This is a genomic window from Oscillospiraceae bacterium (assembly GCA_025757985.1).
In the GTDB taxonomy this organism is placed as follows: domain Bacteria; phylum Bacillota; class Clostridia; order Oscillospirales; family Ruminococcaceae; genus Gemmiger.
Window position 1 is genome coordinate 2,271,048 of record CP107210.1, and the last position, 12,315, is coordinate 2,283,362.

At 54.8% G+C, this 12,315-nt stretch carries 6 protein-coding genes and 1 pseudogene; 2 read left to right on the forward strand and 5 right to left on the reverse strand.

All coding sequences use genetic code 11. The features are described from left to right. Nucleotide 1: 1 nt before the first annotated feature. The 3 genes from OGM67_10980 to OGM67_10990 are packed head-to-tail and all read right to left on the reverse strand — an operon-like array spanning nucleotide 2 to nucleotide 5,423. Complete coding sequence (locus OGM67_10980) at nucleotides 2–2,332, reverse strand: DUF4982 domain-containing protein (GenBank protein ID UYJ34101.1); 2,331 nt, start codon at nucleotides 2,330–2,332, stop codon at nucleotides 2–4. A 54-nt stretch (nucleotides 2,333–2,386) separates the two neighbouring features. Beyond that, entirely contained in the window at nucleotides 2,387–3,997 is a 1,611-nt protein-coding gene (locus tag OGM67_10985) for a hypothetical protein (GenBank protein ID UYJ34102.1), read from the reverse strand. Nucleotides 3,998–4,001: 4 nt separating this feature from the next. After that, complete coding sequence (locus OGM67_10990) at nucleotides 4,002–5,423, reverse strand: MFS transporter (GenBank protein UYJ34103.1); 1,422 nt, start codon at nucleotides 5,421–5,423, stop codon at nucleotides 4,002–4,004. A 136-nt stretch (nucleotides 5,424–5,559) separates the two neighbouring features. Here OGM67_10990 and OGM67_10995 point away from each other — a divergent pair, with 136 nt between their 5' ends. Further along, complete coding sequence (locus OGM67_10995; protein ID UYJ34104.1) at nucleotides 5,560–6,768, forward strand: AraC family transcriptional regulator; 1,209 nt, start codon at nucleotides 5,560–5,562, stop codon at nucleotides 6,766–6,768. Here the strand turns inward: OGM67_10995 and OGM67_11000 are convergent. Next, nucleotides 6,763–8,091 carry a family 1 glycosylhydrolase gene (locus OGM67_11000; GenBank protein ID UYJ34105.1) on the reverse strand — a complete coding sequence of 443 codons (1,329 nt, stop codon included), beginning with the start codon at nucleotides 8,089–8,091 and terminating at the stop codon, nucleotides 6,763–6,765. The two genes, OGM67_10995 and OGM67_11000, sit on opposite strands and share 6 nt — an antisense overlap. A gap of 13 nt (nucleotides 8,092–8,104) precedes the next feature. Next, nucleotides 8,105–10,462, reverse strand: a complete 2,358-nt coding sequence (locus tag OGM67_11005; GenBank protein UYJ34106.1) for a glycoside hydrolase family 3 C-terminal domain-containing protein — start codon at nucleotides 10,460–10,462, stop codon at nucleotides 8,105–8,107. Nucleotides 10,463–11,965: 1,503 nt separating this feature from the next. On the opposite strand from OGM67_11005, the pseudogene OGM67_11010 reads away from it, so the two are divergent. After that, a pseudogene (locus OGM67_11010) lies at nucleotides 11,966–12,121 on the forward strand (ATP-binding protein). The last annotated feature ends 194 nt before the right edge of the window (nucleotides 12,122–12,315 follow it).

The following is a 12,315-nucleotide window of genomic DNA, read 5'->3' on the forward strand; positions in this document are numbered from 1 at the left end:
TTTACTCCACCGTCAAATCCACATATTGCGGCTCGTACCCTTCTGCCGTGACCGTGACGCGCACCTTGCCCGGCTCGGTTCCGGCACGAATGACAGCCAAAGCGCGTCCGAGCCACGTGGTGTGGCTGCTGCCGAGGTAGGTTTCATCCGTCTGTGTTGCAGCACTGCCGAGGGCCTGTAAGGCAGCCGGACCTTCGATTTCCAGATGAACCTTTGCGTTGACGCACGGTTTCCAGATGCCTGCCGTATCGGTCAGCGTGATGGGGATAAAACAGAGTGACTGACCGTCTGCGCGCAAGGTCGTTTTCTCCGGGGCGAGGTGCAGCCGGGTTTTCTGTCCCGCTGTTTGCAGTGTGGTTTCTCCAAGGGCGATTCCGCTTTTATCCAGTGCCACGGCTTTCAGTGTGCCGGGTCGGTAGGGCAGCTTGAAAATCGCGCGGAATTTCTTTGTGCGCTTTTTGCCAATCAGCTTATCATTGCAGTACAGCGCCACAAATTCTGCATCGCTGTACACTTCCACCGTGGCTTTCTGCCCCTCACATCCGGGCCATGTCCAGCTTTCCACGGCGTTCGTCATACGCCACGCGCTGCCCGTCATTTTTCTGCCGTTCCAGTTGACCGGGCGCACACCCAAGTAAGGTGCTTTGCGCAGGCTCCACACCGCCTGCTGGAAATAACTTTCCGCTGTAATGTTTCCCGTTAAATCAATCGCACCGCTGCCCGCCGCAATCGGCAGACCCGGCGTATCCTGCGGGATCATCTGACCGATGCCCGCTTCGCCCAGATAATCAATGGCCGCCCATGCAAAATCGCCAATCAGCGCTGTATGCTTTTGCACCTGCGCCCAGTTGTACGGCAGCTCGCCAATAATCGTCTCGCTGCCCACCATCAGGCGATTCGGATAGTTTTTGCAGTCGTCCTCATAGCGGGAAGCCGCATAATTCAAGCCGAGAACATCCAGCTTTTCCGCCACATCGCGGCAGGCAGCGTCGCCTTTTTTGCCCTTGCTCATGTAGAACATCAGCGGACCGAGATTCTGCGTGACCATATTAAAGAACGCAGAACCCGACTCTTTCTTTTTCTCCTCCGGCTGCTTGGGCGGCAGCGGCTCCGGCTTGTAGGGGCCGCTTTCTTTATACACGCCAATGCCTTTTTGTGCGTAGACGTTCAGCAGCACATTGATGCCCGCTGTCACGGGGCGGGTATCATCCAGCGCGTGTACGAATCGGGTCAGCTTGTCAGCCGTTTCCACGCCCTGCGGAAAGGCCGTTTCCGACACCTCGTTGCCGATGGAATACAGAATCACGCTGGGATGGCTGTAATCCTTGGCAATCATAGTGGTCAAATCATCCTGCCAGTTTTCGGCAAAAATGCGGGAATAGTCATGGTAGGTCTTGGGTGTGTACCAGCCGTCAAAGGCCTCATCCATGACATACATACCAAGGCGGTCACAGGCATCCAGCAGGGCGCGGCTTGCCGGGTTATGGGCGCAGCGCACGGCGTTATAACCCGCCTTTTTCATAATGCGGATGCGGCGTTCCTCGGCATCGGCAAAGCCGCAGGCGCCCAAAATGCCATTGTCGTGGTGGATGCACCCACCGCGCAGCTTGACCGCCTTGCCGTTGACGCACAGACCGGTTTTTGCGCTCCATGTCAGTGTGCGGATGCCGAACGGGACGGATTCCTCGTCGTTTTCGGTCTTGACCACGCAGGTGTACAGGTTCGGGTGTTCGGCATCCCACAGCTTAGCCTGCGGGATCTCGATGACCCCCGGCGCTCCTTTTGCCACGCACTGCGCGCCATCCCAAATTTCTACCGCCGCGTGTTCGGTTTCGGTCTGCACCTCAACTACGGCGGGAGCAATCGACACCGTGCGGATCTTTACCGGGCGCACGCCGTCTTTCGGCTTTACCATCAGATGCACAGGGCGGTAGATGCCGCTGCCCGTGTACCAGCGGCAGTTGGGTTCCAGACTGTTATCCACCGTGACGCGCAGGGTGTTTTCCCCGGCACGCACTTTTCCGGTGGCATCGGCGGTAAATTCCGTATAGCCGTAACGGTGTTCGGCAATTTTTTCGCCGTTCAGATAAACGACTGCATTCTGATACACGCCCTCAAACAAAAATGTCAGTGCCTCATTCAGGTGCTCCCCCGGCAGAGAGAACGTCTTTTCATAGGCATATTTCCCGCCCGGAAAATAGCCGCAGTCCTTGCCGTTTTGGCAGTTTTCCTGCCGGGGTTCCTCCAGCATGGCATCATGGGGCAGATGCACGGTGCGGCAGCTTCCATCTGCCTTGTAAAAGCGCCAATCGGCGTTAAAATCCAATATCATAATAACTCCCTTTTACGCAAAACGGGGTGCATCGATCGGATGCACCCCGCAGTTTTATTTTACGATGCGGATAAAAGCCAAGTCGTTGGTGACAAGCTCTGTCTTTACGGTGAGTTTGCCATCCGCATATTCATACGGAGCCGGGGCGTAGTCCACTGCACTTTCATCAATGACCTGCTGTACCTGCGCCGGGGTCATGTCCTCCGGCTCACCCATTGCCTGCCAGCACTTCAGCGGGTTGCCGTGTTCCTCGTCGATGCGGCAAAGCTGCACGCTCTGCGGCTTTGCGTCCAGTTCGACCTCGATCTCCACCGGGGTGGCCGGGGTGCTTTGCCCTGCAAAGTGGTGCAGGTTCTGTTTGGTAGCCAGCACGGTAAGCTGTGTGTCGGCAGCATCGCGGAACGCTGCCACACTCACCTCGCCGTCCAGTGCGCCGGGCAGCTCCAGCCGTTTATCCCCGGCCTGCCCCAGCAGGCGCAGCGCGTGGAAAAGCGGCTTTGGAATACCGTGCTGGGTCACAAGACCATACCCGCCGTGAAATTCCTCCGGGAAGGGGTGAATTTCCTCAAAAATATCGCTGAAGCACCAGATGCTGGATCCGTCGATGAAATCCTCAGCACTGAGAGCCGCGCGCACATCGTAGGCGGCTACCTTACGGGTATCGTTACCGGGCGCGCCAAAGGTTGCGCAGCCGTTCCATTCGGTATAGTATACCGGCAGACCGTCAGCCTGCTTCTGTACCTGCTCGGCGGCATCGCGCAGCAGATCACGATTCAGGTCATCCGTCTCGGTGTTGTCGAGCATCGTGCGGCGGAACATGGGCAGCAAGCCATCCTCCGGCTTTAAACCGGCAAACAGCTGGGCAAAATCGACCTTGTATTCCGCTTGAATCTCCGCAGTATCCTTCATGTGATCCGCGTCTTTCTGGTCACACACCTCGCTGATGGGATCTCCTGCATACTGATGGGTCGTGATGAAGTCCACCGGCGCATCATGGGCCTTGCAGTAGTCCACGAACGCCGCGACCCACTTGCTGTTGCTGGTGGCGGGACCGCCGACCTTCAGTTTATCATCCACTGCTTTGACAGCCTTGGCGGTGATTTCATACAGACGGAAATAGTCCTCTTGCGTGCCGTCAAAGAACGGAGTTTTCAAGTCCGGCTCGTTCCAGACCTCAAAGAACCATGTTTCCACTTCCTCTTTGCCGTAGCGGTTCAGCAGAAAACGGACAAATTTCTGAATATACGCCTGCCACTGTGCCTCATCCTTCGGCGGGGCAATGCATGGTTTCCAGTAAAAGGTGCCGCGTGTCGGGCGCTTGGCCATCGGGCTGGGCATGAAGCTCAACTCCACAAAGGGCTTCATGCCGGCTTTCAGCACATTGTCATAGACCAGTCCCGGCAGGCGGAAGCTATTCTCATAGAACGGCACCTGCTCGGAGCCGGGCATCGGCATGACCGTGGACATGGTGTCATAGGTATGCATATCATCGCTGAAAATACCGTGGAAACGCACCCGTTCAATACCCAGTTCGTCATGGATCTGCTTGAGCTGCTCACAGTAATCGGTGCGCATTGCCATGGCTGCATGACCGCTGCCAACGCAGAACTGCCAGTGCTTATGGAACGGCTTTGCAGGTGCATTTGCGGGAATCGTGAATTTCATGGTCTTATTCCTCCGGTTTTTGTGTATGCCGCTTGGCAACTTCCGCACGCATGGCGGGAAGCTTTTCCTCCAGATCGAAGCCGCGGAAAATCAAGAACATGCCCACATTCAGTACGATGGGCAGATAGTTGGAAAATGCGTAGATAGCATAGCGCATCGAGGTGGTGGCCGCGCTTAGGGTGGAATCGTAGGAGCCAATCATCAGGAACAGTGCCAGAACCAACGCACCCAGACCGCCGCCGACCTTGTTGCCGAAGCCAATCGCACCGGAAGAGACGGCCACCAGCTTTTTATCATATTTGTACTCATTGTAATCGACCGCCATTGCCAACAGAACGCCGTACAGGCACATCAAAGGGATCTGTAAAAAGCTTCCTACCAGATCGGAGCCGATGTACGCTGCAAGATTGGTCGGCACAAAGCAGCGCACTGCGCAGGAAGCTGCGTACCCCAGCAGACCCAGATTGATGGTTCCCTTTACGCCCAGCTTTTTGATGATGGGGTTGGACAGTACAAAGCCTAAAAGCGTGGAGAGCAGACCGGCCGAACCGGCAATGGCTACCAGATTATCATTGCCGAAAATCCACTTGCAGTAGTAGGCGCCGGACGACGCGGCGATGGCCGAGGAAACCGCTGTAATCAAGTTGAACAGCAGCACGATGACCCAGTATTTGTTGCCGAACAGGCACTTGACTGCCGTAAGAAAATTAACGGGTTCTTCCTCCGGCTCTGCTGCTGCGGTGTCATCCTCGACCGCTTTACGCATAGCCTTGCTGCCGTTGGCGTAGCAGATGAGCAAGCTCAGCAGAACGATCAGTGCAATGACCGCGCCGTACTTGATCCACGCCGCCTGTGTGCCGCCCAGCATATTCGTGATGGGAATCGTTGCGATGGAAATGACCATGCCGGAAGCATAGTTGCCGACCGCACGCAGAATGCCCATGTTGCCGCGCTCCTGCTGGCTCCTGGTGCGCACGATCATGGTTGCCGCAAAGGGTGTGGCAATCATTGTGTAGATGACCGCCGTAACCAGCAGGTTTGTCACCAGTGCGTAAGCGACAGCCGGAATCTGACCGGCTTTGATGGGAACCGTGAACATCATTACCGTGATAACCGCGGCCGGGACCGCCATACGAAGCATCCACTTGTAATACTTCATATTGCCGCCCTTGGAGTGATCGATGATATTGCCGAACCAGATGTCCGTCAGCGCATCCACGACCTTGGCGATGACCATGACCACACCCACGGAGCCGACTGCAAGCCCGACTTTATCGGTGTAGAAGTATTGCAGCTGACCTACAAGGTTTGCCATAAGGCCCAGACCCAACTGGCCGGAGAAGTCCGCGAGATAGTCGCGTTTGCGCATTACGAGCGCTGCGCCGTCCTTATCCACAGTGGGGCGCTCTTTTTTACCGAATGCCATATTGTCTTCCTCCTGTTTTTTAGGGAACTCATCCCTTGTTTCTGAATTTAGTATAGCATCTGCCTCTCCATGCATATTGCATTATTTGACTGGATATTGTAAAATAAGATTATCAATCTGTGGGGAGGTCTGCTCCGTGGATACCGCACGCTATATCCGCATCACCAATCTCTGTATGTTGTTTTTCCGGGCCGAGGGGATCGCATTTTCCCTATACGACAAACGAGATACCTGTCACCTGCAGTACCCGGAGGAGCCGCAGCGCAACACAGCTGCACTGTTTGCTGGCCGTGACCCTGCACGGACGCTGGACATCTGCACCACCCCCAGCCATGCAGGCTATGCTTCCATCCGGATCAAGGGCGGCTGGCGGATCGTTATCGGCCCTGTCTATAACGCAAGGCTCAATGAAAGCCTTGTGGATGCCTTTATGGCAGAAAATCAAATCCCGGCTGCGCAGCGCCACGCAGCCGATACAATTCTGGAGGCCGCACCAAATCTGAGTCTGCTGGAATTTTTCGACAAGGCCGCGTATCTCTACTACTGCATGGACGGTGAAATCCTTGACCCGTCCGTCTACTTTGATTTGACGAACGACCGCGACAGCTTTACTGTTGGCCGCGATACCGTCGAGAACCTGCTGGAGCGCAAGGAAAATGAGAAATTCCACAACAGCTACCAGTGGGAGTTGATGTTTTACGATTTGATTCGGCAGGGCGACCCGGAGAGGTTAATGGCTTTTCTGATGCAGGATAGTTCAGCCCGGGTGGGCCACGGCACAATGGCTGATACCCCGCTGCGGCAGGCAAAAAACATTTTCATCGGTTGCATCACTAAAATCGGTATGATGTCCGCCATCCCTGCCGGAATGGACGTCGAACTAACCTACCAGCTGATAGACAGCTATGTGCTGGACTGTGAGCGCGCCGCGACGGTGCCGGAAATTGATCGTTTACAATTAAACGCTGCCTTGGATTTCTGCCGCCGCCTCGGAGAACTGCGCCTGCCTGCGGGTATCAGCCGCGAGGTATACACCTGTATGTCCTACATCCGCAATCATGTGAATACCCCTTTGCGCCTTGACGATGTAGCTGCCTCTATCGGGCGCAGTGTGTCCTACACCGGGAATCTCTTTAAGAAAGAAACCGGTCAGACATTGGGCAATTATATTGCGGAATGTCGGCTGGAAGAAGCCAAAAGCCTTTTGTATTATACCGATATGACGTTGACCGAAATCAGCAGCTACCTCTGCTTTTCGAGCCAGAGCTATTTTCAGAACGTATTCAAAAAAGAATATGGTGTTACCCCGATGCAATATCGCAGGCAACACCATACCGAATCATGATATTCTGTTGTTTTTGATTACATCCGCATACCAGTAGAACGAATCTTTCGGGATGCGCTGTTGGGTCTGATAGTCCACATACACAAGACCAAAGCGCTTATCGTAGCCCTCCGCCCACTCAAAGTTGTCCATGATGGACCAGTAGAGATACCCGGTCACCGGGATGTTCTCGTCCACGGCACGCTGTAAACCTGCCAAATAGCGCTTGACAAAGTCGATGCGCTGGGGGTCATGCACTGCGCCATCGCTCATGACGAAGTCTATGTTTGCCATACCGTTTTCCGTGACGATAATGGGCAGATGGTAGCGCTCCGTCAAGAAACGTGCCGCCCAGTACAGAGCATCCGGCGTAATGGGCCAGTCCATTGCCGTGCGGGGCATACCCGGCACAACGGCGGGGTTGGGACCCATGTACTCATCATAGTTGGAGGCATTGTAGCAGTTAAAGCCGAAGAAGTCCAGCGGCTGGCAGATGACCTTCAGTTCCTCCGCCGTGAAGAATGGCTGCAGACCCGCCGGGACACAGCCGAGAACGGCCGGGTCTGCCCACCAGTTGAAATGCGAGAAGAATGCCTGCTCCGGGAACATCTGGGTGCGGGCTTTTTCTATGTCATCCGGCGATTCGTTCTCCGGCAGGTAGACACTGCCGTTCAGCGCCATACCGATTCTCGGGGCCAGCTTGGCGCGGCTGCGCAGCACGCGAACCGCCTTGCCGTGGGCCAGCAGCACATTTTTTGTCAGCACCGCCAGCTTGTTCATCATCACGGCGGGTTGCTCCTGCATCAGGCTTTCAAACGGCGCGTGCGCCCCCGTAAAGTAGCCGTTGCCGATGAAGGTCGTCGGCTCATTGACGGTGAACCAGAACCGCACCCGGTCGGACAAGGCATCCGCCACTACACGGGCGTAGTTGGCGAAATCATCACTGATTTCCGCATTGTACCAGCCGCCTTTTTCGTGCGCCCACATGGGCAGATTCCAGTGGAAAATCGTCACCATCGGCTCAATGCCCGCTGCTTTCAGTTCGTCCACCAAGTCGCTGTAAAAGGTAAGACCCTTGGGGTTGACCGTGTCGGGACCGGACATCACGCGCGGCCAGCTGACGGAAAAGCGATACGCCTTGACGCCCAGCTTTTTCAGCAGCGCTACATCCTCCTTGTAGCGGTGGTAGTGATCACAGGCGATAGTACCGTTCTCGCCGTGCTTGACGTGCCCCTCGCTCAAAGCATCCCAGATACCGGGAACCTTGCCGTCCTCATTGTAGGCACCCTCGATCTGGTAAGCAGCACTGGCCGCACCCCAGAGAAAATTCTTCGGAAAGCTCATCTTGTTTCCTCCTTTATAGTTCTGCAAGCCGGTCATACAGCCCCTGCAGAATTGCACTCAGTTTTACTGTGTCGGGGATGACTTGAATCATGCCCACCGACAGAATATCATTCAGCTTGCGGTACACCATGAAGTCCAGTGTTTCTTTCGGCATCATATCGAACATACCGTTCGTGAATTGATTTACGATTTCTTTTGCGCGCGGATTTTCAAGAATTTCCCCAATTGTGCTTTCACCGTTCAAGGGATAGGGGTTCTTACCCTCTATCATCAGCGGGGCTTGTGCCAAAATGTTCTCCGCCGACAATGCCAGATACAGCTTGTGCGCCCCGATAGGCTGCACCCACTTATCCAGTAGTGCGTCATAGCAGCGCAATGCCTTTTTGCTGACCGATACATTCACAACGGTTTCCTCACCGGGGGCAAGGCGCACCTTGGCATACCCCACCAGTGTGCGGTCGGGGCGCAGCATATGGGGCTTTTCCTCGCGGGTATAAATCTGCACGACCTCGCTGCCGGGGCGGCTGCCGACATTTTTTACCCGCACAGGCACATTCAGTGTTTCCTGTGTGCGCATATCCCAGCGGAAGTCATTTTCACACAATTCCACAGAAAAATCCGTGTAGCTCAAGCCGCATCCGAACGGATACTGCACAGCTAACTTGCGCTTTGCGTAGCTGCGGTAGCCCACAAACACGCCCTCACCGTAGTAGGCATCGTTGCCCTCACCGGGGAAGTTTGGGTAGGCGGGCGTGTCCTCGTAACGAATCGGGAACGTCACCGGCAGGCGCCCTCCCGGCTCGGCCAGCCCCGTCAGCAGACGTGCCGCTGCCACGCCGCCCATGCAGCCGGGAATAAAGATGCAAAGCACTGCATCCGCGTAAGGCAGCCAGTCCGCCATCTCTACCGGTCCGGAAATATTCAACAGCACGACGGTTTTCATGCCTTTCTGCTTTGCCTGCTTCAGCACCTCGGTCATGCGGGTGCGGTCTTGTTCCTCTACCGCCATGCTTTCGCGGTCCACATTTTCCCCAGCCGGGGCAGCCGCCGTGTACACCAGCGTGTCGGCATCGGTCCATTCCTCAAAGGCCGCCGCGCCGCGCAGTTTGCGGTATTCGTCCAGCACATTGCTGTGCAGGGCCGTCTCCACCGCCGTGGAGCCGCTGCCACACTCCAGTGTGTCGCGGCTGCGCGCCCCCCAGAACACAACACGCTGGGTCTCGGCCAGCGGTAGGACGGCATTCTCGTTTTTCAATAGCACCGCGCCGTCTTCAATGGTTCTGCAGGCGGTTTGCAGCAGTGCATCGGCGTCATACTGCGCGGGGATGCGGCGTTGATTTTGTTTGATCTCCACGATAAGCTGCAGGATATGGGTCACGCGATCATTCAGAACTTTCTCGGAAAGCCGCCCCTCCTGCACCGCCTGTTTGCAGGCGGTCATATCGTTTGGACCGGGCTGAATCAAATCCATACCCGCCGCCAGCGTACCTTCCTTGTTCTGCCCGGCTGCACCCCAGTCGCTGACAATGGCGCCGTCGAAGTGCAGTTCCCCGCGCAGCAAATCTGTCAGCAGCTTTTTGCTATACGAGGTGAACTCTCCGTTCACGGCGTTGTAGGCGCTCATGATACACAGGACGTGACCATCCTCGATGGCTGCCTCAAACCCACGGGCATACAGTTCCATCATAACCCGTTTTGAAAGGTTAGAGCTTGTTGTGTTGCGGTTCGTTTCCTGATTGTTTGCGAGGAAATGCTTGGCACAGGCCGCAATGCCGGCGCTCTGCATACCGCGTACAAAGGCTGCCGCGGTCTGGGCCACCAACTCCGGGTCCTCGCCGTACATTTCATAGTTACGGCCGCCCAGCGGGTCGCGGGCAATATCCACGTTGGGACCAAAGCAGACATCCACCCCGGCGTCACGCAATTCCTGTCCGACCGCGTGGCCGATGGTCTCGGCTGTGATCGGGTCAAACGACGCGCCGATGTTGATGCCCGACGGGAAGCTGATATGCTGCCGACCGCCCGGACGGTATTTTGCCGCCTGCTCCACAAGGTCGGTCATCAGTGCATCGCCCTTGTACTTTTCCGCGGCCTCGTTGCGATCAACGCGGTTCAGCGCCACCATTTCCGGCGTGGCATACGCCGTACGCGGGTCATCGGCACGGCAGGGGTCTGTTAAGTAGTCCAGCACCACATGGGTGCCATTCAGCCCGGTCGCGCCGTCCATCAGATAGATGGCGGGCACATCCATATCCGGGATAGGCCGTGTGTGGCAGGCGCGGTAGCACCCCACCATATCCAATTTTTCATCCAGCGTCATCTCCGCAACCACCTGCGGGATGCTTTGTAAGTTGCTCAATTTTGCACGCATACAGTTTTCCTCCCTTTCGTAAATGAATTCTGTATCCAGTATAGCGTGCCGTGGAATCTGCGTATTGTAATTTTCGTGATGCAATTGTAATTTTTGGCTGGCTGCCGCAGGGAATGAATCAGAAGTGATTCACTCTTGAGAGCATATACGAATTTGTGCGGGTATCGGGTTTGTTTGTCATCGTTTTGGGGTAGACGTGTTTTGCTAGCATAGCGTTTGGATATCCACAAACGCATTTCTGGGGTGTTCCCCAGACCCCCTCGCTGCTCTTGTGTGACGATAGTGACGCAGATGACGCTAATGACGCTGTTTTGGGGATATACAACAGTTCTAATATTTCGGCTTGGCGTCGATCGGCACTTGACACACTCTCACCTCTTTTCTGCTCGTTTTTCCCTTGCTCATCATCTTAAAGGCTAATAGCGCAGAAAATGTCCTCTAATTATTTGAACTTTTTGTGAATTTTTCGAGAAGCAGGCATAAAAAAGCCCGCCGCATTTGAGATGCGACGGGCTTATATTTTGACGAGAAAATTTCTATTATTTATGCTTCTGCGTTTTGGACAAGGCTTTCTCCGGGCGGTGCGGCTGATAGTACAATCCGAAACATTCCGGTGGCCACTTTTCAACGCCCTCCAAGAAAGAATGTCGAATCAGTTTTTTTGGCAACAGTTTCCATTTTCTGCGTGATTTCCTTACGTTTTTCCATATGCGGCCTCCTAAATTTATTGTGATTTACACCGTAAACTAGAAAAGTCCACACAATCATAGGATTACCCAACGCAAATACGCCTAGAAATTATTAGAGCCATTTATTCAAGAAATCGATTGCATATTTCTGTTGTTCTTCCTCAAACACATGACCAGCGTTAGGGAAAATGGCAGATTGGAAATGGTCGGTGCACCCAGCGTCACGATAAACCTGCTCAGCTCGATCTATTACCTGTTGAACACTATCAACAGGATAAATGGGATCCTGTGCTCCGTGGCATACACACACTGGTCGGGGACAAAGCATCGTCACAATGTCCTGCATACTCATATCACAGGGTTCACGCAAGTGAAAAGCCCAACGAACTGGTGATGAAATTTTACTCTCTAGCAAGAAGTTGTACGCAAGCCAACTCTACACCATCCCTGCACACCGCCCCTGTCACCGCGAGAAACGCCCTTGTTTAGGCGCATTCACACCGCGTCGGAGCGGTGCCCTCCCAGCCAAATATTGCCCCAAATTCCCCGTTTTCCGGGGATTTTTTATTTTACCGCAAAGGCATTTACCTGAACGGGATTTCCCTGTACAGGTAAATCCTGCACAAATAAATAATTAAATAAATAAAATACTAATATACTATCGTATCCTATCCGTAAAACTACAAAAAATTGGATTCATCCCGCTATGGTCTTACGGCCATGCGTACAACTTACCACCGGAGAGTACAACTTACGATTGCAAACCGACCCTGCCAAGTTGTATAATTAAAGCACCGATAGTTCGCGCAAAAGCTGGTGCAAGAGCATGAGCGCTTTTGCGAACACGCTGGGCGGCGCGCTTATTTTCGGCATGGCGGATGACGGGCAGATCGTTGGGCTGACCGAACCCGACAGCGACGCCGAGAAAATCAGCGAGATCATCAAGACGCGCATGGAGCCTATCCAATAGTACGATATACCGTGAAACCGCGCGCCGTCCGGCGCGATTTTATGCGCTGCGCGCAGCCAGCGGTGCGGCGCGGTCACTGCGCCCGCAGGCGCGTTTCGGAGCGCAACCGCCGCACAGCGGCGGCTCTTAGCGCGGAGATAGACACGCGCCCTACATTTCTACCCGAAAAAGGGCTTTTTCGACAAACTGAAGCG